This window comes from Microbacterium sp. Leaf179 (genome assembly GCF_001423785.1).
Classification (GTDB): domain Bacteria; phylum Actinomycetota; class Actinomycetes; order Actinomycetales; family Microbacteriaceae; genus Microbacterium.
The window spans coordinates 1424265-1448711 of the sequence record NZ_LMPH01000001.1; the positions used below are offsets into that span (position 1 = coordinate 1424265).

At 69.2% G+C, this 24447-nt stretch carries 24 protein-coding genes; 19 read left to right on the plus strand and 5 right to left on the minus strand.

Annotated elements, in window-relative coordinates; all coding sequences use genetic code 11:
* Positions 1 to 33: 33 nt before the first annotated feature.
* A complete protein-coding gene (priA, locus tag ASF96_RS06515) occupies positions 34 to 780 on the plus strand; it encodes a bifunctional 1-(5-phosphoribosyl)-5-((5-phosphoribosylamino)methylideneamino)imidazole-4-carboxamide isomerase/phosphoribosylanthranilate isomerase PriA (protein WP_055835208.1) in 747 nt (248 codons plus the stop codon).
* A complete protein-coding gene (locus ASF96_RS06520) occupies positions 764 to 1618 on the plus strand; it encodes an SseB family protein (protein WP_055937126.1) in 855 nt (284 codons plus the stop codon). The genes priA and ASF96_RS06520 overlap by 17 nt, the downstream gene beginning before the upstream one ends.
* A 312-nt stretch (positions 1619 to 1930) precedes the next feature.
* Here ASF96_RS06520 and ASF96_RS06525 read toward each other — a convergent pair whose 3' ends face one another.
* Positions 1931 to 2356, minus strand: a complete 426-nt coding sequence (locus ASF96_RS06525) for a DUF1844 domain-containing protein (RefSeq protein WP_374754276.1) — start codon at positions 2354 to 2356, stop codon at positions 1931 to 1933.
* Positions 2357 to 2601: 245 nt separating this feature from the next.
* Between ASF96_RS06525 and infC the strand changes: the two genes are divergently transcribed.
* From infC to pheT, 10 genes are all read left to right on the plus strand, one after another.
* On the plus strand, positions 2602 to 3252 hold the full coding sequence (gene infC / locus ASF96_RS06530) for a translation initiation factor IF-3 (protein WP_374754282.1): 651 nt from the start codon (positions 2602 to 2604) through the stop codon (positions 3250 to 3252).
* A gap of 47 nt (positions 3253 to 3299) precedes the next feature.
* A complete protein-coding gene (gene rpmI / locus ASF96_RS06535; RefSeq protein WP_055835219.1) occupies positions 3300 to 3494 on the plus strand; it encodes a 50S ribosomal protein L35 in 195 nt (64 codons plus the stop codon).
* Positions 3495 to 3523: 29 nt separating this feature from the next.
* Complete coding sequence (rplT, locus tag ASF96_RS06540) at positions 3524 to 3907, plus strand: 50S ribosomal protein L20 (protein WP_055835222.1); 384 nt, start codon at positions 3524 to 3526, stop codon at positions 3905 to 3907.
* A 102-nt stretch (positions 3908 to 4009) separates the two neighbouring features.
* The gene (locus tag ASF96_RS06545; RefSeq protein ID WP_055835225.1) at positions 4010 to 4807 is read left to right on the plus strand and encodes a TrmH family RNA methyltransferase; all 798 of its coding nucleotides are present in this window, start codon (positions 4010 to 4012) and stop codon (positions 4805 to 4807) included.
* A 76-nt stretch (positions 4808 to 4883) separates the two neighbouring features.
* On the plus strand, positions 4884 to 5642 hold the full coding sequence (locus tag ASF96_RS06550; protein WP_055835228.1) for an amino acid ABC transporter ATP-binding protein: 759 nt from the start codon (positions 4884 to 4886) through the stop codon (positions 5640 to 5642).
* Between the two features lie 134 nt (positions 5643 to 5776).
* On the plus strand, positions 5777 to 6676 hold the full coding sequence (locus ASF96_RS06555; RefSeq protein WP_055937129.1) for a glutamate ABC transporter substrate-binding protein: 900 nt from the start codon (positions 5777 to 5779) through the stop codon (positions 6674 to 6676).
* Between the two features lie 60 nt (positions 6677 to 6736).
* Complete coding sequence (locus ASF96_RS06560; RefSeq protein WP_055835234.1) at positions 6737 to 7393, plus strand: amino acid ABC transporter permease; 657 nt, start codon at positions 6737 to 6739, stop codon at positions 7391 to 7393.
* Positions 7390 to 8289, plus strand: a complete 900-nt coding sequence (locus ASF96_RS06565) for an amino acid ABC transporter permease (RefSeq protein WP_055937753.1) — start codon at positions 7390 to 7392, stop codon at positions 8287 to 8289. Before ASF96_RS06560 ends, ASF96_RS06565 begins: the two co-directional genes overlap by 4 nt.
* 55 nt (positions 8290 to 8344) lie before the next feature.
* Positions 8345 to 9385, plus strand: coding sequence for a phenylalanine--tRNA ligase subunit alpha (pheS, locus tag ASF96_RS06570; RefSeq protein ID WP_055835237.1), 1041 nt, complete (start codon positions 8345 to 8347; stop codon positions 9383 to 9385).
* The gene (gene pheT, locus ASF96_RS06575; RefSeq protein ID WP_055937132.1) at positions 9385 to 11895 is read left to right on the plus strand and encodes a phenylalanine--tRNA ligase subunit beta; all 2511 of its coding nucleotides are present in this window, start codon (positions 9385 to 9387) and stop codon (positions 11893 to 11895) included. Before pheS ends, pheT begins: the two co-directional genes overlap by 1 nt.
* Before the next feature lie 28 nt (positions 11896 to 11923).
* Here the strand turns inward: pheT and ASF96_RS06580 are convergent, their stop codons facing one another.
* From ASF96_RS06580 to ASF96_RS17360, 4 genes are all read right to left on the minus strand, one after another.
* The gene (locus ASF96_RS06580; protein WP_055937135.1) at positions 11924 to 12994 is read right to left on the minus strand and encodes an HTTM domain-containing protein; all 1071 of its coding nucleotides are present in this window, start codon (positions 12992 to 12994) and stop codon (positions 11924 to 11926) included.
* Positions 12991 to 13824, minus strand: a complete 834-nt coding sequence (locus ASF96_RS06585) for a DUF5819 family protein (RefSeq protein ID WP_055937139.1) — start codon at positions 13822 to 13824, stop codon at positions 12991 to 12993. Before ASF96_RS06585 ends, ASF96_RS06580 begins: the two co-directional genes overlap by 4 nt.
* Before the next feature lies 1 nt (position 13825).
* A complete protein-coding gene (locus tag ASF96_RS16805) occupies positions 13826 to 14698 on the minus strand; it encodes an LPXTG cell wall anchor domain-containing protein (protein ID WP_055937142.1) in 873 nt (290 codons plus the stop codon).
* Positions 14673 to 15119, minus strand: a 447-nt coding sequence (locus ASF96_RS17360; RefSeq protein WP_235560536.1) for a hypothetical protein, incomplete at its 5' end; no start/stop codon positions are given. The genes ASF96_RS17360 and ASF96_RS16805, both read right to left, overlap by 26 nt.
* Positions 15120 to 16633: 1514 nt before the next feature.
* On the opposite strand from ASF96_RS17360, the gene argC reads away from it, so the two are divergent.
* From argC to argH, 7 genes are read left to right on the plus strand one after another with little or no spacing between them, the layout of a single operon-like run.
* A complete protein-coding gene (gene argC / locus ASF96_RS06605) occupies positions 16634 to 17683 on the plus strand; it encodes an N-acetyl-gamma-glutamyl-phosphate reductase (protein WP_055937147.1) in 1050 nt (349 codons plus the stop codon).
* Positions 17680 to 18837, plus strand: a complete 1158-nt coding sequence (argJ, locus tag ASF96_RS06610; protein ID WP_055937151.1) for a bifunctional glutamate N-acetyltransferase/amino-acid acetyltransferase ArgJ — start codon at positions 17680 to 17682, stop codon at positions 18835 to 18837. Before argC ends, argJ begins: the two co-directional genes overlap by 4 nt.
* Complete coding sequence (gene argB / locus ASF96_RS06615) at positions 18834 to 19736, plus strand: acetylglutamate kinase (protein WP_055937154.1); 903 nt, start codon at positions 18834 to 18836, stop codon at positions 19734 to 19736. The genes argJ and argB overlap by 4 nt, the downstream gene beginning before the upstream one ends.
* Positions 19733 to 20950: an acetylornithine transaminase gene (locus ASF96_RS06620; protein WP_055937157.1), complete on the plus strand. Its 1218-nt coding sequence runs from the start codon at positions 19733 to 19735 to the stop codon at positions 20948 to 20950. The genes argB and ASF96_RS06620 overlap by 4 nt, the downstream gene beginning before the upstream one ends.
* Positions 20947 to 21870, plus strand: a complete 924-nt coding sequence (gene argF, locus ASF96_RS06625; RefSeq protein WP_055835270.1) for an ornithine carbamoyltransferase — start codon at positions 20947 to 20949, stop codon at positions 21868 to 21870. Before ASF96_RS06620 ends, argF begins: the two co-directional genes overlap by 4 nt.
* Positions 21849 to 22973 (plus strand): heparan-alpha-glucosaminide N-acetyltransferase domain-containing protein, encoded by a 1125-nt coding sequence (locus ASF96_RS06630; protein ID WP_082509315.1) that lies wholly within the window; start codon positions 21849 to 21851, stop codon positions 22971 to 22973. The genes argF and ASF96_RS06630 overlap by 22 nt, the downstream gene beginning before the upstream one ends.
* A 22-nt stretch (positions 22974 to 22995) precedes the next feature.
* Entirely contained in the window at positions 22996 to 24426 is a 1431-nt protein-coding gene (gene argH, locus ASF96_RS06635) for an argininosuccinate lyase (protein ID WP_055937160.1), read from the plus strand.
* Positions 24427 to 24447 lie beyond the last annotated feature (21 nt).

Below are 24447 nucleotides of genomic sequence, written 5' to 3' on the forward strand. Positions count from 1 at the left end.
CTCGGCGAAGTGCGCTGACGGGTGCGAGGAGCCATGAACGATTTCGCGTCGACGCCCGAACTTGTCCTGCTTCCCGCGGTCGATGTGGCCGACGGCAAAGCCGTCCGCCTGACCCAGGGTGAGGCCGGCACCGAGACCAGCTACGGCGACCCCGTCGACGCCGCCGCGGACTTCGCACGCCAGGGCGCGCAGTGGATCCACCTCGTCGACCTCGACGCCGCCTTCGGTCGCGGCAACAACGCCGCGGTGATGCGCAAGGTCATCAAGCAGGTCAAGGGCGTGCAGGTCGAGCTGTCGGGCGGCATCCGCGACGACCGCTCCCTCGAGGCCGCCCTCGAGAGCGGCGCGAGCCGCATCAACCTCGGCACGGCCGCGCTCGAGAACCCCGAGTGGGCCGCCGATGTCATCAATCGTTACGGCGAGGCGATCGCCGTCGGCCTCGACGTGCGCGGCACCACGCTCGCCGCGCGCGGCTGGACCCGCGACGGCGGCGACCTGTGGACCGTCCTCGACCGGCTCGAAGACGCCGGCTGCAGCCGCTACGTCGTCACCGACGTCACCAAAGACGGCACGCTCCGCGGCCCGAACATCGAACTGCTGCGCGAGATGACGCAGCGCACCCCGAAGCCGATCGTGGCGTCGGGCGGGGTGTCGAGCCTCGACGACATCGCGGCGCTGCGCGACCTGGTACCGCTCGGCGTCGAAGGCGCGATCGTGGGCAAGGCACTGTACGCGGGGCAGTTCACGCTCGCTGAGGCACTGGATGTCGCCGGACACTGACGGTCCGCACGGCCATGGCGCGCACGGGCACGACCAGCGTGCGCACGCTCCGCACACGGACGCCCTCCATTCGGATGCCGCGAACGCGGATTCCGCCGGCGTCCCGTGGGAGGGACGCAGCTTCCAGTCCAACCCGCACTCGGGTGACGACGGTTCTGCCGACCCCGCCCTACTCGCGGCTCTTCTGGCGTTCCGCGCCGGTGAGGGAGACGCGCGTGCGGTGGTCGACGCCTACAGCGAGGCGCGCCTGCTGATCCCGCTCGTCGCCGAGAAGGGCGACCACGGCATCGGCGCGCACGGCCTCGAGGTCGACAAGACGCAGGAGCTGTCGATCGTGACGGTCGCCGCTCCCGACGGCCGCAAGGTCCTGCCGGTGTTCACGTCGGTGACGGCGCTGCAGACCTGGGACGCACTGGCCCGACCGGTTCCCGCCGACGGGCGTCGCACGGCCCTGGCCGCAGCCTCCGAGGACACCGAGCTCATCGTCGTCGATCCGGGCTCGGAGACGGAGTTCGTCATCCGCCGCCCCGCCGTCTGGGCGATCGCACAGGGCGAGGCGTGGGAGCCCGCGCACACGTCGCCCACGATCTTCACCGGCCTGCAGGAGAGCATCTCGGGCGAGCTGGCCGTTCTCGACCTGGCCGTCGAGGCGGGAGACCCGACCGGACGCCTTCGCGGTCCCGAGCTGGTGGTGCATCTGCAGCTGATGTCGGGTCTCGCGCAGGAGGAACTGGATGCCGTGCTCGCCCGCGTCGCCCGCCGCTGGGCCGCCGACGACCGCATCGCCGTGCTCGTCGATTCCCTGACGGTCAAGCTGCACCGCAGCACCGAGGCCTGAGTCGCGCGTTCTTCCGGGAGCCCGCCTGCCGGGAGTGGGCGGCGTCGTCCATCGGGGGAGGGGCCCACTGCCCCCTACCCCTACGGGTGTCACGGTGCAGTCGGCCTGCGGCAAAGAGCGCAGGGATGCCATCCTCCCGGGCAATCGGGGGCAGGCCCCACCTCATACCCCTACGGGTGTCACGGAGGAGTCGGCCTGCGGTGGCAGAGGGCGGAGGAATGGCCCCTCCCCGGGGCAATCGGGGTAGGGGCCCTGCTCTTGCCCCGGGGAGGGGCCATTCCGGAGCCCGGTACCCCCCCCAGAACGAACGACCTACGTGACGGGCCCCGTCCACTTCTCGCCCGGCCCCTTACCGATGGGGTCGGGGATCACCGACGCCTCGCGGAACGCGAGCTGCAGGGAGCGGAGGCCGTCGCGCAGGGAGCGGGCGTGCATGTCGCTGATCTCGGGGGCTCCGGCGGTGATGAGGCCGGCGAGGGAGTTGATGAGCTTGCGGGCCTCGTCGAGGTCGAGCTGCTGCGCGGGGTTATCGGCCAGGCCGGTCTTCACGGCGGCGGCGCTCATAAGGTGCACGGCGGCGGTGGTGATGACTTCGACGGCGGGGACGTCGGCGATGTCGCGGGTGGCGGAGGCGGAGGCGCGCTCCTGCTCTTCCCAGCGGGCGAGGCGCTCGTCTTCGGCTCCGTGGCGGTGTGCGGCGCTGTCGTCGGCGGGCTGGTCGGGGGGGATCGTGTCCACGTGAATCTCTCTGCTAGACTATGGCGGGCTTCGGAGTGCTTCACTCCGGACGAAAGAGGATGACATCCCACCCGCGCTTGCCGCTCCAGGCTACCGGGTTCCCGCACTCCGCTCCGTTTCGCACGGGGTCGTCTGGGTGCAGAAGCCGGTGCTGGTAGCACTGTGCCGGGTGGCGTGTTTCTCCTCTTCGCCCGCGATTCCCTCGAATCGCGGCGGCCGTCATCCGTAGACAAGAGGAGTTCCGCATCAGCGATCCCCGCACCAACGAGCGCATCCGAGTCCCGGAGGTCCGTCTCGTCGGACCCAACGGCGAGCAGGTCGGCATCGTCCGCATCGAAGCTGCGCTGCGCCTGGCCCAGGAAGCGGACCTCGACCTGGTCGAGGTTGCGCCGAGCTCGAAGCCGCCCGTGGTCAAGATCATGGATTACGGCAAGTTCAAGTACGAGGCCGCTCAGAAGGCCAAGGAGACGCGCCGCAACCAGGCCAACACCGTGCTCAAAGAGGTTCGGTTCCGCCTGAAGATCGAAGCGCACGACTACATAACCAAGCTGAAGCGCGCCGAGGGCTTCCTCCAGGCGGGCGACAAGGTCAAGGCCATGATCCTGTTCCGCGGTCGCGAGCAGTCGCGTCCCGACCAGGGCGTGCGTCTGCTCCGCAAGTTCGCGGAAGACGTCGCCGAGTTCGGCACCGTGGAGTCCAGCCCCACGATCGACGGTCGCAACATGGTCATGGTGGTCGCGCCTCACAAGAACAAGTCCGAGGTCAAGACCGAGCAGAACGCGCAGCGCACGGCGAACCGTGAAGCAGCACGCAGCGCCGCCCGCGGCGACTCGGACTCCGAGGGTGAGCCCACCGCGGCTCCCGCAGACCAGCCCACCTCGGCCCCCGCCGAGTAAGGCCCCCCAGACTCCCGCCCGGCGGGAAACACAACGAAGGAAGAGACATGCCGAAGCAGAAGACCCACTCCGGTGCCAAGAAGCGTTTCAAGTTGACCGGCAGCGGCAAGCTCATGAAGCAGCAGGCCGGCATGCGGCACAACCTCGAGGGCAAGGCGTCCAAGCGCACCCGTCGCCTGAACCAGGAGCAGGTCCTGGCCAAGGGTGACGCCAAGGTCGCCAAGAAGCTCCTCGGCCTCTGAGCGCCGACGCACGTTAGGAAGAAGAAGAAATGGCTAGAGTCAAGCGGGCAGTAAACGCCCACAAGAAGCGTCGCGTCATCCTCGAGCGCGCGTCCGGTTACCGCGGTCAGCGTTCGCGCCTGTACCGCAAGGCCAAGGAGCAGGTCACCCACTCCCTCGTCTACGCGTACCGTGACCGTCGCAAGCGCAAGGGCGACTTCCGTCGTCTGTGGATCCAGCGCATCAACGCGGCGTCCCGCCAGAACGGCATGACGTACAACCGCTTCATCCAGGGCCTCGGCCTCGCGGGTGTGCAGGTCGACCGTCGTATGCTCGCCGAGCTCGCCGTGAACGAGCCGGCCGTGTTCGCCTCGCTCGTCGCGACCGCGAAGGCGGCGCTGCCCAGCGACGTCAACGCCGCGAAGACCGCGTAATACGTAGTTCCTCGTCGAACGGGCGTCCTCTTCGGAGGGCGCCCGTTCGTCGTTCCTGCGCGGCGTCCGGAGCGCATACCGCAGACGCCATACACTGAGTACGTGCTCGAGAACCCCCGTTCGCCCCGGGTGCGCGCCGTGGCAAAACTCAGCAAGCGCGCCGCCCGTCAAGAGACCGGTCTGTTCCTCCTCGAGGGACCGCAGGCGGCCCGCGAGGCGTTGGCGTGGGCACCCGAGACGGTGATCGAGATGTACGCGACCCCGACAGCCCTCGAAAAGCACGGCGACCTGCGCGAGGCCGCCGAGGCCGCGGGCGTCGACCTGCAGTACACGACCGAAGCGGTCCTGGATGCCATGGCCGACACCGTCACGCCGCAGGGCATCGTCGCCGTGGCCCGCCAGTCGCCGACCGCCCTGAAGGACGTTCTGGCAGCGGGCCCCCGCCTCATCGCCATCTGCGAGGAGGTGCGCGACCCCGGCAACCTCGGCACCATCATCCGCGCGGCCGACGCGGCGGGAGCCGACGCGGTGATCCTGACCGGTCGGACGGTCGACCCGTACAACCCCAAGGTGGTCCGCTCGACCACGGGGTCGCTCTTCCACCTGCCCGTCGCCGTCGACCTCGAGCTGGCCGACGTCGTCGCGCGGGTGCACGAGGCGGGGATGCGGGTGGTGGCCGCCGACGTTGAAGGCGGTGACTTCCTGGCATCCCGCGACATGCTCGCCGAACCCACGGCGTGGCTGTTCGGGAACGAGGCGCGCGGTCTCGACGACGAGGCGTTGGCGCACGCCGACATCGCGTTGCGGTTGCCGATCTACGGGCGGGCCGAGTCGCTCAACCTCGCCACCGCGGCCAGCGTCTGCCTCTACGAGACGGCGTTCGCGCAGCGCGATCGCTGAATCCCTGCTGTTACAGATCGGTTAAGGCGCGCGCCGGAATGTGGTCGGGCGCCCAGCATCCTCATAGGGTGTTGACATGGCATCCGTTCCCCCGAAGACCGAGCCCCTGGTCGTCGTCAGCGACGTCCAGAAGCACTATGGACAGTTCCAGGCTCTGAAAGACATCGACCTCACCGTCGACCGCGGCGAGGTCGTCGTCGTCATCGGACCCTCGGGTTCGGGCAAGTCGACGCTGTGCCGCACCATCAACCGCCTCGAGACCATCACGAGCGGGACGATCACCATCGACGGCAAGGAGCTTCCCAAAGAGGGGAAGGGCTTGGCCGAACTGCGCGCCGACGTCGGCATGGTGTTCCAGTCGTTCAACCTGTTCGCCCATCTCACGATCCTCGAGAACGTCACGCTCGGCCCCCTCAAGGTCCGCAAGATGAAGAAGGCGGATGCCGAGAAAGAGGCGCGCGCGCTCCTCGAACGCGTGGGCGTCGGTCACCAGGCCGACAAGCTCCCCGCCCAGCTCTCGGGCGGTCAGCAGCAGCGTGTCGCGATCGCCCGTGCTCTGGCCATGAAGCCCAAGGTCATGCTCTTCGACGAGCCCACCTCGGCGCTCGACCCCGAGATGATCAACGAGGTGCTCGACGTGATGGTCGGTCTCGCCAAGGACGGCATGACGATGATCGTCGTGACGCACGAGATGGGCTTCGCGCGCAAGGCCGCGAACCGCGTGGTGTTCATGGCCGACGGGCAGATCGTCGAGCAGGCGACGCCCGAGCAGTTCTTCACGAAGCCCGAATCCGATCGGGCGAAGGACTTCCTGTCGAAGCTCATCACCCACTGACGCTCTTCCCCTTGACGGCGATGAACGAGGAGGTTCTCCCGCCGACCGCCTGGTTGCCGTTCCCCCCGGTCTATCTCGCGCGCCGTCACCGACGACCCCTATCCGCACAGCACACGTAACCAAGGAGACATCACATGCGTAAGACACGTTTTCTCGCCGGCGCGAGCATCGTCGCCGCCGGCCTTCTGGCCCTGACGGCCTGTAACAGCGGCACCCCGGGCGCGGCTCCCGGCGCCGACGGCGGCACCGAATCGACGCAGCTGTGGGAGGTCGCCTCCGACGTCTCGCTCGACGGCAGCCCCACCTACGACCGCATGGTCGCCGCCGACAAGGTCATCGTCGGTGTGAAGGAAGACCAGCCCGGTCTCGGCTTCAAGGACCCGGTCAGCAACGAGCGCGGCGGCTTCGACGTCGAGATCGCCCAGTGGATCGCGGCCTCGCTCGGCTTCGACGCGGACCAGATCGAGTACAAGACGATCCCCTCGGCCAACCGCGAGCAGGAGCTCGTGAACGGCAACGTCGACTACTACGTCGGCACCTACTCGATCACCGACAAGCGCAAGGCGCAGATCGACTTCGCCGGCCCCTACCTGATCACCGGTCAGGGCCTGCTCGTCGCCGCCGACAACGAAGACATCACCGGCCCCGACGACCTCGCCGGCAAGATCGTCTGCTCGGTCACCGGTTCGACGCCGCTGCAGCGCATCCGCGACGAGTACGCCCCCGGCGACACCGTCGAGTACGACACCTACACGCAGTGCCTCGAGCAGCTGCGCGCGGGTTCGGTCGACGCGGTGACCACCGACCAGGCGATCCTCGCCGGTTACGTCGCCCAGGAGCCCGACGCGTTCAAGATCGCTGGCGACACCTTCAGCGAGGAGCGCTACGGCGTCGGCCTGCCCAAGGGCGACACCGTCCTGAAGGACCACATCAACACCCTGTTCAACGACGGCGGCGACGTCTGGACGGCGCTGTTCGAGAAGAACCTCGCGCCCGCCGATATCAAGGGCGACCAGCCCACCGCCGACGAGTGATCCGTTCGGGGGCGGTGCACCGCACCGCCCCCGAACCCCCGACCAAGATAAGGAGCACGCATGGGCGTCATCACCGACAACCTCGACGTGTGGAGCGAGGCGCTCGGCGGAACCCTTCTGCTGTTCTTCGCGGGCGGAGCGCTGGCCCTCGTGCTCGGCCTCATCGTGGGCGCCATGCGCGTCTCGCCCGTGCCGATCGCCCGCGGTGTCGGCACGTTCTATGTGAGCGCGATCCGCAACACCCCCCTCACGCTCGTCTTCTTCGCGTTCGTGTTCGCGCTGCCCCCGCTCCTGGGGCTGCGTCTGACGGGCGATGTCTCGCTGACGCTCGGGATCTGCGCCCTCGGCATCTACACGGCGACGTACGTCGCCGAGGCGATCCGGTCGGGCGTGAACACCGTCCCCGTCGGTCAGGCCGAGGCCGCTCGAGCGCTCGGCCTGGGCTTCGGCCAGGTCATGACGCTCGTCGTGCTGCCGCAGGCGTTCCGTTCCGTGATCCCCCCGATGATGAGCGTGTTCATCGCGCTGCTCAAGAACACGACCGTCGCCGCGGGCTTCTCGATCGTGAACCTGGGTTCGGTCCGCAACTACCTCAGTGAGCGCGGAGAGAACGCGTTCGTCGTCATCCTGTGGGTGATGGTCATCTTCGTCGCGCTCGTCCTGCTGCTGTCATGGCTGCAGCGAACGCTCGAGAACCGATGGAGGGTCGCACGATGAGCAGCGTCCTGTACGACGTCCCCGGTCCCAAGGCCGTCGCCCGCAACCGCGTCCTCGGTGTCGTCACGATCCTGGTCGTGCTCGGCATCATCGGATTCTTCGTCTGGCGTCTCGCCGACACCGGTCAGTTCACTGCCCAGAAGTGGTCGGCGTTCACCTACACGAACGTGTGGGCGCAGATCGGCGAGGCCACGATGCGTACCATCGCCGCCTTCGTCGTGGCCGCCCTCGGTGCGCTGGCCCTGGGCTTCGTGCTCGCGATCGGCCGCCTGTCCGATCACAAGTGGGTGCGCTGGCCGTTCACCGCCGTGATCGAGGTCTTCCGCGCGATCCCGGTGCTCGTGTTCATGTTCCTGCTCTACTACGGCTTCCCCGTCCTCGGCATCCGCATGGAGCCGTACTGGGCCGTCGTCATCGCCCTCATCTGCTACAACGGCTCGGTGCTCGCCGAGGTCATCCGCGCGGGTGTGGAGTCGCTGCCCAGCGGCCAGGCCGAGGCGGGCTACGCCGTGGGCCTGCGCAAGGCCGGGGTCATGCGCCTCGTGCTGCTGCCGCAGGCGATCCGCGCGATGATGCCCGTCATCATCGCCCAGCTCGTCGTGACCCTGAAGGACACGGCTCTCGGCTTCATCATCACGTACCCCGAGCTGCTGTTCTACGCGAAGTACATCGGTGCGCAGCCGAGCGTGGGCTCGCCCATCATCCCGGCGACGATCATCGTCGGTGCGATCTACATCGCGCTCTGCCTGCTGCTGTCTTACGTGGCGACCCTGGTCGAGAAGCGTCTGCGCCGGTCGCCGCGCGTCGGCCAGGTGGCCGCCCCCGTGCAGCCCCCGCAGCAGGGCGGCACCGACACGGCGCTCATCGTCGCCCAGCGCGGCGGGTCGGGGATCTGATCGAATCCGCCGACGGGCGGGGGAGTGTCCCCGCCCGTCGGTAGACTCTCATCTCGTGTCCGACGCACCCGAGATCACCCCCGAGGCCGTCGCCTCCGCCGTCGAAGCCGCACTCGCGGCCATCGCCGCGGCCGCGACCACGGCCGACCTGAAAGCCGCCCGCTCCGCGCACACGGGGGAGCAATCCTCCCTCGCGCGACTGAACGCCCAGATGCGCGCCGTCGCCCCCGAGCACAAGGCCGCCTTCGGCAAGCTCGTGGGTCAGGCCCGCGGCCAGGTCACTCAGGCGCTCGCCGCCCGCGAGGCCGAGCTGGCCGAAGCCGAGACCGCCGCCCAGCTCGAAGCCGAGCGCATCGACGTGACGGCGCTGCCGCAGCGCGCGCGCGTGGGGGCACGGCATCCGATCTCGCTCCTGCAGGAGCAGGTGTCGGACATCTTCGTCGGCATGGGATGGGAGATCGCCGAGGGGCCCGAGCTCGAGCACGAGTGGTTCAACTTCGACGCCCTCAACTTCGACGTCGACCACCCGGCGCGCCAGATGCAGGACACGTTCTTCGTCGACCCGGTCGCGCGGCACTTGGTGCTGCGCACGCACACGAGCCCCGTGCAGGTGCGCTCCATGCTCGAGCGCGATCTGCCGATCTACGTGCTGTGCCCCGGCCGCGTGTACCGCACCGATGAGTTCGACGCGACGCACCTGCCGGTGTTCACGCAGTTCGAGGGCCTCGTCATCGACAAGGGCATCACGATGGCCCACCTCAAGGGCACCCTCGACCACGCCGCGCGCGTGCTGTTCGGGCCCGAGGCCAAGACGCGTTTCCGCGCGAACTTCTTCCCGTTCACCGAGCCGAGCGCCGAGCTCGACCTGTGGCACCCCACCTTCAAGGGCGGGGCGCGCTGGATCGAGTGGGGCGGGTGCGGAATGGTGAACCCCAATGTGCTGCGCGCCGCCGGCATCGACCCCGAGGAGTACTCGGGCTTCGCCTTCGGCATGGGCATCGAGCGCACGCTCATGTTCCGCAGCGACGTGCAGGACATGCGCGACATGGCCGAGGGCGATGTGCGCTTCAGCGAGCAGTTCGGAATGGTGGTCTGATGCGCGTCCCGCTCTCCTGGTTGCGCGAGTACGTCGACGTACCCGCGACGGCCACGCCCGAAGACGTCCTCGCGGCGTTGGTCTCGGTCGGATTCGAAGAAGAAGACGTGCACCGCTTCGAACTGTCGGGCCCGATCGTCGTCGGCGAGGTGAAGGAGTTCACCGCCGAACCGCAGTCCAACGGCAAGACCATCCGCTGGTGCCAGGTCGACGTCGGTGCCGACAACGGGGGAGTGCGCGGCGTCGTCTGCGGTGCCGGCAACTTCTTCGAGGGCGACAAGGTCGTGGTGACCCTGCCCGGTTCGGTGCTGCCCGGCCCGTTCCCCATCGCCGCGCGCAAGACCTACGGCCACGTCTCCGACGGCATGATCGCCTCGGCGAAGGAGCTGGGTCTCGGCAGCGAGCACTCCGGCATCCTGCGTCTGATCGACCTCGGCATCGACGCGCCCGTGGGAACGGATGCCATCGCGCTGCTGGGGCTCGACGACCTCGCGGTCGAGATCAACGTCACTCCCGACCGCGGCTACGCCCTGTCGCTGCGCGGGGTCGCCCGCGAGTACTCGCACGCCACGGGTGCCGACTTCCGTGACCCCGGTGCCGGTCACGACGAGGCCGTCTCCCGCACGCCCTCGGGCTTCGCGATCACCGTCGACGATCAGGCGCCGATCCGCGGTCGTCACGGCGCCACCGAGTTCGTGGCGCGCATCGTGCGCGACGTCGACCCTTCGCGTCCGACTCCGCCGTGGATGATCACGCGGCTCTCGCTCGCCGGTATCCGCTCGCTCGGCGTGCTGGTCGACATCACGAACTACGTCATGCTCGAGCTCGGCCAGCCGATCCACGGCTACGACCTCGACCGCCTGCAGGGCGGCATCACGGTGCGGCGCGCCACGGCGGGCGAGAAGCTCGAGACCCTCGACGGCCAGGTGCGCACCCTGAACGCCGAAGATCTGCTCATCACCGACGAGTCGGGCCCCATCGGCCTGGCCGGTGTCATGGGCGGTGGCCCCACCGAGATGAGCGACGCCACCCGCAACGTGCTGATCGAGGCGGCGACGTTCGACCAGGTCTCGATCGCGCGTACCGCGCGGCGGCACAAGCTGCCCTCGGAAGCGTCGCGGCGTTTCGAGCGCGGCGTCGACCCGCTCGTGCCCTACGTCGCCGCGGAGCGCGTCGCGTCGCTGATGGTCGAGCTCGCCGGCGGCACGCTCGACACCGAGCTCGGTGGGTCGCTCTCGTCGGCGTACCGTCGCGACGCGATCACCCTGCCGGCCGGGTTCGTCTCGGGCCTGATCGGCGTCGAGTACACCGACGACGAGATCGTCTCGGCGCTCCGGCTCATCGGATGCACCGTCGACGAGCGCGAGTCGGGCTGGTCGGTCGTCGCCCCCTCGTGGCGCCACGACCTCACCGACAAGTGGACGCTGGCCGAAGAGGTCGCCCGCATCGAGGGATACCACCGCATCCCCTCGGTGCTGCCGACGCCTCCCTCGGGCCGGGGCCTCACCGCCGCGCAGCAGGGTCGTCGTCGGGTGACGAACGCGCTGGCCGCGGCCGGTTTCGTCGAGACGCCGTCGTTCCCGTTCACCACCGACGAGCAGAACGCCCTGCACGGCTCGCCCTCGGGCGACGCGCTGCCGAGCGTGAAGCTCGCCAATCCGCTCGACGGTCTCGCGCCGTACCTGCGCCGCTCGCTCGTGCCCGCGCTGCTGCAGGTCGCACACCGCAACGTCTCGCGCGGCATCGTCGATCTCGCGCTGTTCGAGATGGGCACCGTCTTCCTGCCGAAGCCGGGCGTGCAGTACGGCACGGCGTCGGTTCCGCCGCTGGCGGTGCGACCGGATGCCGCGACCCTCACCGCTCTGGACGCTTCGATCCCGCCGCAGCGCCGACACGTCGCCGTACTGCTGGCCGGGAACACCGTCGCCAAGCAGCCCGGGCAGCCGGCCGTCGCGGCCGACCTGGCCGATGCGGTCGACGCCGTGCGCGTGCTGGCCTCGGCGGCGGGCCTCGACATCGAGCTCGTGCAGGCTCAGCGCGCAGCCCTGCACCCCGGCCGCACCGCACGCGTCCTGGCCGCGGGGCAGGACATCGGCTACGTCGGCGAGCTGCTGCCCGCCGTCTCGGCCGACGCCGACCTGCCGGGCCGGGTGCTCGTGGCCGAACTCGATCTCGACGCGATGCTCGAGCTGGCGCAGGCGCGCGTGGTCGCGGCATCGCTCTCGGGCTTCCCGGCGGCGACGCAGGACGTCTCGCTGACGGTCCCGGTCGAGGTGTCGGCGGGATCGGTGCGTGCCGCCCTCATCGAGGGTGGAGCCCCGCTGCTCGAGGGGGCGCGTCTGGTCGACGACTACCGCGGCCCCGGGGTGACCGATGGCACGAAGAGCCTGACGTTCGCCCTGCGCTTCCGCGCCGACGACCGCACCCTGACCGCCGCCGAGGCGACGGAGGCCAAGCTCGCCGGCGTCGCGGTGGCCGCGGAGCGCTTCGGCGCGGCCATTCGCGACTGACGCCCTGATCGAACGGAGCGCCGCCGGCTCATGCCGCGCGGCGCTTCGTCGTCTCGGCGGGCGGGTCGGCGACACTGGCGCGCGCCGTGGCGATCGTGCGGCGCGCACGCGAGAGGACCGCGCGGCCCACGGCCTGCACGCGCAGCCACGACTGGTCGCGCACGAGCAGCAGATCGAGCGCGATCATCGCGAGCGAGAACGGCCACAAGCCGAGCAGCAGACCGATGCCGAAGTGCGTGAGGGCGAGGCCGGCGACGGCGATGTAGCGGGTGGGCTTCCACAGCAACGCCACCGGGAACGTCAACTGCACGACCACGGCGAACCAGGTGCCGAGCATGACGAACGGCGTCACCTGCCAGACCGCCTGCCCGAGCGCCGGGAGCACTTGGAACTCGGTGATTGACAGCGCGTAGTAGAGCGCTGTTCCCGCGATCCATTCCTCGCCCTGGAGCTTCAGGATCGACGAGACGAGGTAAACGAGCAGGATCTGGTAGCAGCACAGGATCAACGCGGTGTTGTGCAGCAGCGGCGACAACCACTCGGGCAGGCGTCGACGGATGCCGTCGAACCGACCCGCGCGATCACCCCGACGGCGTCGCAGCCAGGCGTCGACGGAGAGGTGGCGGCTGAGGTCGGCGACGAGCGCGAACACGAGCACGATCCGCATGAGGGTGTCGCCGCCGTTGGTCAGCAGCGTGGTGTTCGTCGACAGGCCGACCCAGAAGAGCAGCAGGACCGGTGTGACCCACCGGGTCTTGAACCCGACGAGCAAGAGCAGCGCGAGGGCGATGAGCACGAAGTACGCCACGTCGAACAGCACCGGGTCGTTCTTCGAGAAGATCAGGCGGAATGGTTCCCACCACCCGCGCCGGCGCGCTTCGGGTTCGACCCACCATGAACCGGCGCCCCACAGGTAGTGCCGGTCCGCGAAGCTCGGAAGCAGCACCAGCAACATCGCCACGGCGAAGATGATGCGCAGCAGCGAGAAGCCGATGGTGGCGTGGGGCGCGGAGGTCAGCCACGACTGGAAGCCGTTCCACGCTCGCACCGGGCTGAGGCGCTCGCGCCAGCCGGCGCGTCGGGTGAACTGAAGGGTCATGGCCGCTCCTCGCCGGTGTAGCGCGTCTGCACGTCGGCGAAGACGTCGCGCACGGATGCGTCATCGGGTTGCTCGGCCTGACGCCACCCGAAGGTGAGCTGCGACAGCGGGAACTGCCGCTCGTCGTCGAAGCGATGCAGGAACTCGTTGGGGCGGTCGAACTGCGCCTGCCACCGCACGCGTTCGACGTCGCGGCCGAAGTAGGCCTCGGTGAAGACCGTCGAGTAGCGGTTCATCATGTAGTCGTAGCGCACGAAGGGCACGGCCGCGCCGCTGTCATCCGTGTCGCCGAGCGACTCCAGATCGTCGAGCAGCTCGGCATCCGGAATCGCCGAGAAGCTCCCCTCGGCGGTGCGCTCGATGAACGAGTCCTGCACGCGTTCCTGCTGCGCGTCGGACAGCTCGTCGTAGCGCTCGATGTAGGAACTCAGCGCGTTGATGCTGTTCTTCGAAATGCGAGACGGGGCAGGGATGCCGCGGACGGCGGCCAGCTCCATATCGGTGACGTCGACCCAGTCGCTGGTGACGAGTTCTCCGTCGTCGTCGCGCCACTGCGCCTGCACCTGGAGCGCGCTGTTGACGCGCAGGAGGTTGGGGGCGAAGACGTCCCACCGTTGCGAGAAGTACGGAGCGAAGCCGTCGCTGACGGCGGCGCGGGCGGGGGAGGGCGGCGCCGTGAACGCCGCACTCACGAACACGTAGGCCCCGACGACCGCCACGGCCGCGACCGTCGCGATCGTGGGCGCCAGGCGGCGCGGCGCCGCCTGCGATGAACCGGAGGCCGGGGCCGGCCGCGTGGTGCGGCCGACCCCTGTCTTCTTCGAGGTCATCTCAGCCGCTCAGCGATTCCGAGTCGGTCCCGTCCGCGGGACGTCCACCGTCACCGCGTCGGGGACTGTCTGGTCGGAGTCCCTCTCGGGCTCGGGATGCCGTCGGCGCCTGCGCTCGCGGCATCCCCCTCTCAGCGACTCGGTGCACTCGGCCGTCCGAGCGATGCGTCGTCGCGGCGACGGCGGTCGGTGCCGAAGGTGCGGCGGCCGATGCCGACGACATCGCGGGGCGAGCCGAGGAACCACGTCGGCGAGCCGACATCAGCGCCAGGCCGGCGATCAGCAACGCACCGGCGAGGAGCGAGAACGACGCGGCGCTGGTTCCTGTGTCGGAACCCGTGATGGCGAGGTGCGAGCCGGTCGTGGGAGCGGCGTATCCGGCAGGGGTGCCGGAGCGGTTCGAGGAGTCGGTGGAGTCCGTGGCGTCGCGGGAGTCCGTGGAGTCCGTGGAGTCAGCCGAGTCGGTGGAGTCGGTGGCGTCGGCCGAGTCGGTCATGTCCTTGGAGTCGGTCGAGTCCTTGGCGTCCCAGGAGTCGGTGGAGTCCTTGGAGTCGGTTGCGTCGTGCGAGTCCTTGGAGTCGGTGGAGTCGGTGGAGTCTTTCGAGTCCGTGGAGTCGGTGGAGTCGGTGGAGTCGGTGGAGTCGGTGGAGTCTTTCGAGTCGGTGGAGTCGGTGGAGTCTTTCGAGTCCTTGGAGTCGGTGGAGTCGGTGGAGTCTTTCGAGTCGGTGGAGTCGGTGGAGTCAGTCGAGTCCTTGGAGTCTTTCGAGTCCTTGGAATCAGTCGAGTCCTTGGAGTCTTTCGAGTCCTTGGAATCAGTCGAGTCCTTGGAGTCGGTGGAGTCCTTCGAGTCAGTCGAGTCCTTGGAGTCGGTCATGTCCTTGGAGTCTTTCGAGTCCTTCAGTCGAGTCCTTGGAGTCGGTGGAGTCCTTCGAGTCAGTCGAGTCCTTGGAGTCGGTCATGTCCTTGGAGTCTTTCGAGTCCTTGGAATCAGTCGAGTCCTTGGARTCRGTSGAGTCCTTGGAGTCGGTCATGTCCTTAGAGTCTTTCGAGTCCCAGGAGTCAGTCGAGTCCTTGGAGTCGGTGGAGTCCTTGGAGTCGGTCGAGTCCTTGGAGTCGGTTGCGTCGTGCGAGTCCTTGGAGTCTTTCGAGTCCTTGGAGTCAGTGGAGTCCCAGGAGTCGGTGGAGTCCTTGGAGTCAGTGGAGTCCCAGGAGTCGGTGGAGTCCTTGGAGTCGGTCATGTCCTTGGAGTCTTTCGAGTCCCAAGAGTCAGTCGAGTCCTTGGAGTCGGTGGAGTCNGAGTCAGTGGAGTCCCAGGAGTCGGTGGAGTCCTTGGAGTCGGTCATGTCCTTGGAGTCTTTCGAGTCCCAAGAGTCAGTCGAGTCCTTGGAGTCGGTGGAGTCCTTGGAGTCGGTCATGTCCTTAGAGTCTTTCGAGTCCCAAGAGTCAGTCGAGTCCTTGGAGTCGGTGGAGTCCTTGGAGTCGGTGGAGTCTTTCGAGTCCTTGGAGTCTTTCGAGTCCTTGGAGTCAGTGGAGTCCCAGGAGTCGGTGGAGTCCTTGGAGTCGGTCATGTCCTTGGAGTCTTTCGAGTCCCAAGAGTCAGTCGAGTCCTTGGAGTCGGTGGAGTCNGAGTCCTTGGAGTCAGTGGAGTCCCAGGAGTCGGTGGAGTCCTTGGAGTCGGTCATGTCCTTGGAGTCTTTCGAGTCCCAAGAGTCAGTCGAGTCCTTGGAGTCGGTCATGTCCTGGGAGTCTTTCGAGTCCTTGGAGTCGGTGGAGTCGGTGGAGTCCTTGGAGTCGGTCACGTCATGCGAGTCCGTGGAATCCTTGCCGTCGACGCTCGTGTCCGTGTGGCCGTCGGTGGTTCCGTCCACGTGACCGTCGGTCGTGCCGTCGGAGTGGCCGTCCGTGGTGCCGTCGGTCGTGCCGTCCACGTGACCGTCGGTCGTTCCGTCGGTCGTGCCGTCGGTGTGCCCGTCGGTCGTTCCGTCCACGTGACCGTCGGTCGTTCCGTCGGTGTGCCCGTCGGTGGTGCCGTCGGTCGTGCCGTCGGTGTGCCCATCGGTGGTGCCGCCCGTTGTGCCGTCGGTGTGCGACCCGTCGGTGGTCTGCGGCTCGATCGTCGCCGCTGACGACTCCTCCGTGACCGATTCCCCGAGAGCCGAAGCGCTCAGCGGCGCTCCGAATGCTGCGAGTGCGCTCAGAGCGAGCACAGCTGTCGTCTTGATGATGGTCCGGCGCACTCGCATCGTGCGAGATGCGCGAACTCCGTGAAAGTTCGTGCGAAGCACAAGAATCCTCTGGTTACCTAGGCCCCCCTAAGCACCACGTGGTCGAAGCTAGAGAGCTTTATGGATCATGCGGGGGTGGTTGACTCCGCCGTCGGCACCCGTCATAGTTCGCGATTCGCGGGGCGAACGGTGCGTCGATCTCGTCCACCGGTGGGCGTGACGATGCCCCCATCGCCGGTAAGGGGAGCACGGGGAAGTGCACGGCGATGGGGGCAGCGCGGATCAGCGTAAGACCCCTGGCGGTGAAGGCCATGCCTTTGTGTGGCCGGTCATTCGCTGATATCACGCGGGCGTGGATACGGTCGCTGATTTGCCCTCGCCCGGGCGCGGCGGATAACCTCGCCACATGTCGTCGACCGTCGTGTGCACCGAGGAGCTCTCCGTGAGCCCCGTTGCCGTGCGTCGACGTCGGGTCGCACGCCGAGTTTCGGCGACCTCGTAACCCGCCGACGGTCGGGCATGCGGGCGTCGCCGCCCCGGTTATCGCTGAGTTCAGCACCAGCCCCGACTCCTAAGGTGGACACATGACCCTCTCGGTCGCCGTTTCCGGCGCTTCCGGCTACGCGGGCGGCGAGATCCTCCGTCTGCTGGCCGATCATCCCGACGTCCAGGTGCGAACGGTCACGGCGCACTCCAGTGCCGGCCAGCCCCTCGTCGCCCATCAGCCGCACCTGCGCTCTCTCGCGCATCTCGAACTGAAGCCGACGACACCCGAGGTGCTCGCCGGTCACGACGTCGTCTTCCTCGCCCTCCCGCACGGCCAGTCCGCGCAGTACACCGACGCGCTGGCCGACACCCCGCTCGTCATCGACGCGGGTGCCGACCACCGCCTGACCTCGCCGGACGACTGGGCGGAGTTCTATGGCGGAGCGCACCCCGAGCCGTGGGCCTACGGCGTTCCCGAGCTGCCCGTCGGGCGCCGCAAGCAGCGTGAGCTGCTGCGGGGCGCCGCACGTATCGCCGCTCCGGGATGCAATGCCTCGACCGTCGCCCTCTCGCTCGCGCCGGGGATCGCGGCGGGGGTCATCGAGCCCGGCGACATCGTCTCGGTGCTCGCGGTGGGCCCGAGCGGGGCAGGAAAGTCGGCCAAGACGAACCTCCTCGCGAGCGAGATCCTCGGGACCGCCAACCCATATGCCGTCGGCGGCACACATCGTCACATCCCCGAGATCCGCCAGGCGCTGGCCGCCGCGGGGACGCCCGCCGCCGGCATCCGCATCTCGTTCACCCCCGTCCTGGTTCCCATGGCGCGCGGGATCCTCGCGACGTCGTCGGCCCCGATCCGTGAGGGGGTCTCGGATGCCGAGATCCGCGCCGCGTGGGAGCAGGCCTATGCCGACGAGCCCTTCGTCGAGCTGCTTCCCGAGGGTGTGTTCCCGCGCACCGCCGACGTGCTCGGCGCCAACGTCGCCTCGCTGGGTCTCGCCATCGACCGCGCGGCGAACCGCGTGGTCGTGGTCGCCGCCGTCGACAACCTCGTCAAGGGCACTGCCGGTGCCGCCGTGCAATCCATGAACATCGCGCTGGGCCTCACCGAGACCACCGCCCTCCCCTTGAACGGAGTCGCCCCGTGAGCGTGACCGTCCCCGCAGGATTCGAGGCGGCCGGAGTCGCCGTGGGCCTGAAGTCGACCGGTGCGCGCGATGTCGCCGTCGTCGTGAACCGCGGCCCTCTCAAGGTCGGTGCGGCCGTCTTCACGTCGAACCGTGCCAAGGCCAATCCGATCCTCTGGTCGGAGCAGGTCGTGAAGGACGGCGTCATCGAGGCCGTCGTGCTCAATTCGGGCGGGGCGAACTGCTTCACGGGCGCATTCGGGTTCCAGACGACGCACCAGACCGCCGAGCGTGCCGCCGAGTTGCTGGGTGTCGGCGCCGGGGACGTGGTGGTCTGCTCGACCGGGTTGATCGGCACGGGCGACGAGGTCTTCCGCGCCAAGGTGCTCGCCGGTGTCGACACGGGTATCGCCACTCTCTCGACCGACGGGGGAGAAGACGCGTCGCTGGCGATCATGACCACCGACTCCCGCCCCAAGCGCGCCGTGCACGTCGGCGACGGATGGAGCATCGGCGCGATGGCGAAGGGCGCCGGCATGCTGGCTCCGGGCCTCGCCACCATGCTCGTCGTCGTCACCACCGACGTCGTGCTCGACGCCGACGAAGCCGACGCGGCTCTGCGGGCGGCCACGCGCGTGAGCTTCGATCGTCTGGATTCCGACGGCTGCATGTCGACCAACGACCAGGTGACGCTGCTCGCCAGCGGGGCCAGTGGCATCCGTGTGCCCGCCGATCAGTTCGCCACGGCGCTGGCCGCGGTGTGCGACGACCTCGCCGCGCAGCTGCAGGGCGACGCCGAGGGGGCGAGTCACGACATCACGATCCGGGTGACCCAGGCCGCCTCCGAGGACGAGGCCGTCGAGGTGGGCCGCTCCATCGCGCGCAACAACCTGTTCAAGGCCGCCGTGTTCGGCAACGATCCCAACTGGGGGCGGGTCCTCGCGGCGATCGGCACGACCTCGGCCCGGTTCGACCCGTACGACGTCGACGTCTGGATGAACGGCGTGCGCGTGTGCACCGCGGGTGGCCCCGACCGCCCTCGCGAAGACGTCGACCTCACTCCGCGCGCGCTCGACCTCGTCGTCGACCTCCGTGCCGGCTCGGCCGAGGCCACGATCCGCACCAACGACCTGACGCACGATTACGTCCACGAGAACAGCGCCTACTCCTCATGACACACATCGACCTTCAAGACACCGATCCCGCCCAGGCCAGTGACCGGGCGGTCACGCTCGTCGAGTCGCTGCCGTGGGTGCGCAAGTACCGCGACCAGGTCGTGGTGGTGAAGTACGGCGGAAACGCGATGGTCAGCGACGAGCTGCAGGACGCTTTCGCGGCCGACATCGCCTACCTGCGTTACGTCGGGGTGAAGCCGGTCGTCGTGCACGGTGGCGGACCTCAGATCTCGTCGATGCTCGACCGCCTCGACATTCCGAGCGAGTTCCGCGGCGGCTACCGCGTGACCTCCACCGAGGCCATCGGCGTCGTGCGCATGGTGCTCACGGGACAGATCAACCCGCAGCTCGTCGCGAAGGTCAACGCCCACGGTCCGCTGGCCACGGGACTGAGCGGTGAGGATGCCGGCCTGTTCGGCGGTCGTCGTCGCGGTGTGGTCGTCGACGGCGTCGAGCACGACCTGGGCCGCGTGGGCGATGTCGTCACGGTCGACCCGCAGCCGGTGCTCGATCACCTCGCCGCGGGCCGCGTGCCCATCGTCTCGAGCATCGCGCCCGACCTCGACCACCCCGGCGCGTCGTTGAACGTGAACGCGGATGCCGCGGCCGCGGCGCTCGCGGTGGCGTTGAACGCCATGAAGCTCGTGGTGCTGACCGACGTGCCCGGTCTCTACGCCGACTGGCCCAATCGCGACTCGCTCGTGTCGCACCTGACCTCGACCGAGCTGCGCGAGATGGTGCCGCGTCTGGAATCGGGCATGATCCCCAAGATGCAGGCCTGCCTCGACGCGGTCGACGGGGGAGTGCCCTCCGCGGCCATCATCGACGGTCGTGTGCCGCACTCGGTGCTCGTCGAACTGTTCACCAGCAAGGGAATCGGAACGGAGGTGGTGGCATGACCACCGCAACCTGGCAGGAAGACGCCGGACGCGACCTCGTCCGCAGCTTCGGCGACCGCATGGCACTGTTCGTGCGCGGCGAGGGGGCCTACGTCTGGGACGCCGACGACACGAAGTACCTCGACTTCCTGGCCGGAATCGCCGTCAATGCCCTCGGTCACGCGCACCCCACCTTCGTCGAGGCGCTGACCGCCCAGGCATCCACCCTGGCGCACGTGTCGAACTACTTCGCCACGCCGCCGCAGCTCGCGCTCGCCGCGCGTCTGAAGCGTCTCGCGGGCACGGGCGAATCGGGCCGGGTGTACTTCGGCAACTCGGGTGCCGAGGCGAACGAGGCGGCGCTCAAGCTCGCGCGTCTGCATGGTCGCGGCACCGAGCGCACTCGGATCCTGACGCTCAAGGGCGGCTTCCACGGGCGCACCATGGGCGCCCTCGCGCTCACCGGCAAGCCCGCGCTGCAGGCCGACTTCCTGCCCATGGTCCCGGGGGTCGAGCACATCGACGCCACGATCGAGGCGCTGGAGAGCGCTGTCGATGACCGTGTCGCAGCCCTGCTCGTCGAGCCCATCCAGGGCGAGGCCGGGGTCGTGGAGCTGCCCGAGGGCTACCTGCAGGCGGCCCGCGAGATCACCGCCCGCCACGGCGCGCTGCTGATCATCGACGAGATCCAGACGGGCGCCGGCCGCACCGGTGCCTGGTTCGGCTTCCAGCACTCCGGGATCGTGCCGGATGCCATCACCGTGGCCAAGGGCATCGGCGGCGGCTTCCCGATCGGCGCGCTCATCACCTTCGGGGCGGCCAGCGATCTGTTCTTCCCCGGTACGCACGGCTCGACCTTCGGCGGCAACGCGCTGGGGACCGCCGTCGGCGGCGCCGTGCTGCACGAGATCGAGTCGTCCGGCCTCGTCGAGAACGCCGCCCGCCGCGAGACCGAGCTGCGCGAGGGTATCGCCGGGCTCAACTCGCCCCTGGTCGCCGGCGTCCGCGGGCGCGGCCTGCTGCTCGGCATCGGTCTCACCAGCCCCGTCGCGAAGGCCGTCGTCGCCGCGGCCCAGCAGCACGGGCTCATCATCAACGCGGCGAACGACGACACCATCCGCATCGCGCCGCCCCTCACGATCGGCGATGCCGAAGTGGCCGAGTTCCTCTCGCTCTTCGGCGCCGCGCTCGCCACCGTTTCCGACGCCCTCATCCTCGAAGGAGCCCCCGCGTGACCCGCCACCTGCTGCGCGACGACGACCTGAGCCCGGCCGAACAGGCCGAGATCCTCGACCTCGCCATCGAGCTGAAGAAGGACCGCTGGGCGCAGAAGCCGCTCGCCGGCCCTCAGACCGTCGCGGTGATCTTCGACAAATCGTCGACCCGCACGCGCGTGTCGTTCGCCGTGGGCATCGCCGACCTGGGCGGCTCGCCGCTCATCATCTCGACGGCCAACAGCCAGCTCGGCGGCAAGGAGACCCCCTCCGACACCGCCCGCGTGCTGGAGCGGCAGGTCGCGGCGATCGTCTGGCGCACGTACGCGCAGGCGGGCCTCGAAGAGATGGCGCGCGGCACGCGCGTTCCCGTCGTCAACGCGCTGAGCGACGATTTCCACCCGTGCCAGCTGCTCGCCGACCTGCTGACGATCCGTGAGCACAAGGGCGAGCTCGCGGGGCTGACGCTGTCGTTCTTCGGCGACGGGCAGAGCAACATGGCCCACTCGTACGTGCTCGCCGGCGTCACAGCCGGAATGCACGTCCGTGTCGCAGCTCCCGCCGACTACGCGCCCCGCGCCGACGTCATCGCCGATGCCGAGCGCATCGCCGCCACCACCGGCGGATCGGTGACTCTCACCAGCGACCCCGAGGCCGCGGCATCCGGAGCCGACGTCGTCGTCACCGACACGTGGGTGTCGATGGGCAAAGAAGAAGAGAAGCTCGCGCGCATCCGCGACCTGGGCGACTTCAAGGTCACGAGCGAGCTCATGACGCGCGCCGACGAGGGGGCGATCTTCATCCACTGCCTGCCCGCCGACCGCGGCTACGAGGTCGACGCCGAGGTCATCGACGGTCGCCAGAGCGTGGTGTGGGACGAGGCCGAGAACCGGCTCCACGCCCAGAAGGCGTTGCTGGTGTGGCTTCTGCGCCAGGGCTGACCACGCGGATCGGCCGCACCTGGACCCGCTTCGACGGGCCGGGGCGGCTGATCGGTGTCGACCTGGCCCGGGGCCTCGCGGTCCTGGGCATGCTGGCCGCGCACCTGCTCGACACCGAGGACTTCGTCGCGCGCGACCCGTCGTCGTGGCTCGACGTGGTCAACGGGCGCTCGTCCATCCTCTTTGCGGTGCTGGCGGGCGTGTCGATCGCGCTGGTGACCGGCGGTCCCCGTCCGCTCGAGGGACCCCGGCGCGCTCGCGCGGCCGCGCGATTGGCACTGCGCGGGGCGCTGCTGTGGGTGATCGGCATGCTGCTGGTGTTCACCGGGGTGCCGGTGTACGTGATCCTTCCCGCGTACGCGCTGCTGTTCGCGCTGTCGCTGCCGTTTCTGGGAATGCGTCCGCGCGGGCTGTTCCTCACGGCGGGGGCCGTCGCCCTCGTCATGCCGTGGATCCAACCCGTGCTCGATGCGGCCCCCCTCTGGAGCGGCCGGTTCGGCGAAGAGATCTCCGCCGCGCTCGGCTGGAACTACCCGTTCCCGGTGTGGATCGCGTTCCTGCTGGCGGGCATGGGGCTCGGACGCCTCGACCTGCGTCTGCTGCCCGAGCAGACCCTGATGCTGCTGTCGGGTGGCGCCCTCATGCTCGCGGGTTACGGCCTGGCCCTGGTGACGGAACCCGCCGTCGCCGACGATCGGTACCTGTCCACCGTCCTCACCGCCGAGGACCACTCGGCGGGGCTGTGGGAGGTCATCGGATCGGGCGGTTTCGCGATCGCGACGATCGGACTGTGCCTGCTGCTGTGCCGGACGCCGGTGCGGTGGCTCGCGATCCCTCTCCGCGCGGTCGGTTCCATACCGCTCACGGCCTACGTGCTGCAGCTGGTCGTGTGGGCGTTCGTCGCGCTCGCGGTGCTGGGCGACACGTCGGACCTGTGGGGCATCCGCGCCCTGGGCCTCTTCGGGCCGCTGACCCTCGGCCTGGTCGTCGGCTGCACCGCGTGGGCGCTGACGGTGGGGCGCGGGCCCCTCGAGGCGCTGATCGACGCCGTGGTGCGCTTCGTCGTGGGCCGGGATGCCGCGACCCCGGCCGCGGTTCGCTGAGACGCCTCGGTAGGCTGGGGGCATGAGTCACGAGAGCGGTCAGTCGACGAACGAGGGCGCCCTGTGGGGGGCCCGTTTCTCGGGCGGCCCCTCTCCCGAGCTGGCGGCCCTCAGCCGTTCCACGCACTTCGACTGGGACCTCGCCCTGTACGACATCGCGGGCTCGCACGCGCACACCGCCGCCCTCGAGGCGGCGGGCTACCTCGACGCCGATGAGGCCGCGGCCATGCACGCCGGTCTCGACGACCTGGCCGCGCGCCTGCGCGCGGGCACCCTGGTCGCCGCTCCCGGCGACGAAGACGTGCACGGCGCCCTCGAACGCGTGCTGATCGAGACCGTGGGGCCCGCGCTCGGGGGCAAGCTCCGCGCCGGCCGCAGCCGTAACGACCAGATCGCCACCCTCGTGCGGCTGTACCTGCTCGACCACGCACGCACGATCACCCGCGAGGTGCTGCGCCTCATCGACGCGCTCGTCGCCCAGGCCGAGGCGCACGACACCGCGATCATGCCGGGCCGCACCCACCTGCAGCACGCGCAGCCGGTGCTGCTGGCCCACCACCTGCAGGCCTACGGTTGGGCCTTCACGCGCGGCATCGAACGCCTCCGCGACTGGTCGGTGCGCGCGTCGGTGTCGCCCTACGGCGGCGGGGCGCTCGCCGGCGCCACCCTGGGCCTCGACCCGCAGCTGGTCGCCGATCACCTGGGCCTGGCCCGACCGGCCGAGAACTCCCTCGACGGCACCGCGTCGCGCGACGTCGTGGCCGAGTTCGCGTTCATCACCGCCATGATCGGCGTCGACCTGTCGCGGCTGTCCGAAGACGTCATCCTGTGGAACACGCGCGAGTTCGGCTTCGTCACGCTCGACGACGCCTACTCGACGGGCTCGAGCATCATGCCGCAGAAGAAGAACCCCGACATCGCCGAGCTCGCGCGCGGCAAGGCCGGCCGCATGATCGGCAACCTGTCGGGCCTGCTGGCCACTCTCAAGGGTCTTCCGCTCGCGTACAACCGCGACCTGCAAGAAGACAAGGAGCCCGTGTTCGACTCGGTGCGCACGCTCGAGCTCGTGCTGCCGGCCTTCTCGGGCATGATCGCGACGCTGCGGTTCCACACCGAGCGCATGGCCGAGCTCGCCCCCCAGGGGTTCTCGCTCGCGACCGACGTGGCTGAGTGGCTCGTGCGTCAGGGCGTGGCCTTCCGCGACGCGCATGAGATCTCGGGGGAGCTCGTGCGCGCCTGCGAGGAGCGCGAGATCGGCCTCGAAGACGCCGATGACGCTCTGCTGGCCTCGGTCTCGCCCCGTCTCACTCCGGCGGTGCGCGAGGTGCTCTCGATCGAGGGGTCGGTGTCGAGCCGCACGGGCGCAGGCGGAACGGCGCCCGCACGCGTGAGCGAGCAGCGTCACGAGCTCGTCTCGCGGGCGCAGGCCGCCGCTCGCGCACTCGTCGACTGAGTATCAGCTTTTCGCTTATCA

What these genes read in the sequence shown, in the direction of transcription:
- priA (WP_055835208.1), top strand. Translation starts at nt 34, where the DNA reads ATGAACGATTTCGCGTCGACGCCCGAACTTGTCCTGCTTCCCGCGGTC.
- ASF96_RS06520 (WP_055937126.1), top strand. Translation starts at nt 764, where the DNA reads ATGTCGCCGGACACTGACGGTCCGCACGGCCATGGCGCGCACGGGCAC.
- rpmI (WP_055835219.1), top strand. Translation starts at nt 3,300, where the DNA reads ATGCCGAAGCAGAAGACCCACTCCGGTGCCAAGAAGCGTTTCAAGTTG.
- rplT (WP_055835222.1), top strand. Translation starts at nt 3,524, where the DNA reads ATGGCTAGAGTCAAGCGGGCAGTAAACGCCCACAAGAAGCGTCGCGTC.
- ASF96_RS06550 (WP_055835228.1), top strand. Translation starts at nt 4,884, where the DNA reads ATGGCATCCGTTCCCCCGAAGACCGAGCCCCTGGTCGTCGTCAGCGAC.
- ASF96_RS06555 (WP_055937129.1), top strand. Translation starts at nt 5,777, where the DNA reads ATGCGTAAGACACGTTTTCTCGCCGGCGCGAGCATCGTCGCCGCCGGC.
- ASF96_RS06560 (WP_055835234.1), top strand. Translation starts at nt 6,737, where the DNA reads ATGGGCGTCATCACCGACAACCTCGACGTGTGGAGCGAGGCGCTCGGC.
- ASF96_RS06565 (WP_055937753.1), top strand. Translation starts at nt 7,390, where the DNA reads ATGAGCAGCGTCCTGTACGACGTCCCCGGTCCCAAGGCCGTCGCCCGC.
- pheT (WP_055937132.1), top strand. Translation starts at nt 9,385, where the DNA reads ATGCGCGTCCCGCTCTCCTGGTTGCGCGAGTACGTCGACGTACCCGCG.
- ASF96_RS06580 (WP_055937135.1), bottom strand. Translation starts at nt 12,994, where the DNA reads ATGACCCTTCAGTTCACCCGACGCGCCGGCTGGCGCGAGCGCCTCAGC.
- ASF96_RS06585 (WP_055937139.1), bottom strand. Translation starts at nt 13,824, where the DNA reads ATGACCTCGAAGAAGACAGGGGTCGGCCGCACCACGCGGCCGGCCCCG.
- ASF96_RS16805 (WP_055937142.1), bottom strand. Translation starts at nt 14,698, where the DNA reads ATGACCGACTCCAAGGACTCGACTGACTCGAAGGACTCCACCGACTCC.
- argC (WP_055937147.1), top strand. Translation starts at nt 16,634, where the DNA reads ATGACCCTCTCGGTCGCCGTTTCCGGCGCTTCCGGCTACGCGGGCGGC.
- argB (WP_055937154.1), top strand. Translation starts at nt 18,834, where the DNA reads ATGACACACATCGACCTTCAAGACACCGATCCCGCCCAGGCCAGTGAC.
- ASF96_RS06620 (WP_055937157.1), top strand. Translation starts at nt 19,733, where the DNA reads ATGACCACCGCAACCTGGCAGGAAGACGCCGGACGCGACCTCGTCCGC.
- argH (WP_055937160.1), top strand. Translation starts at nt 22,996, where the DNA reads ATGAGTCACGAGAGCGGTCAGTCGACGAACGAGGGCGCCCTGTGGGGG.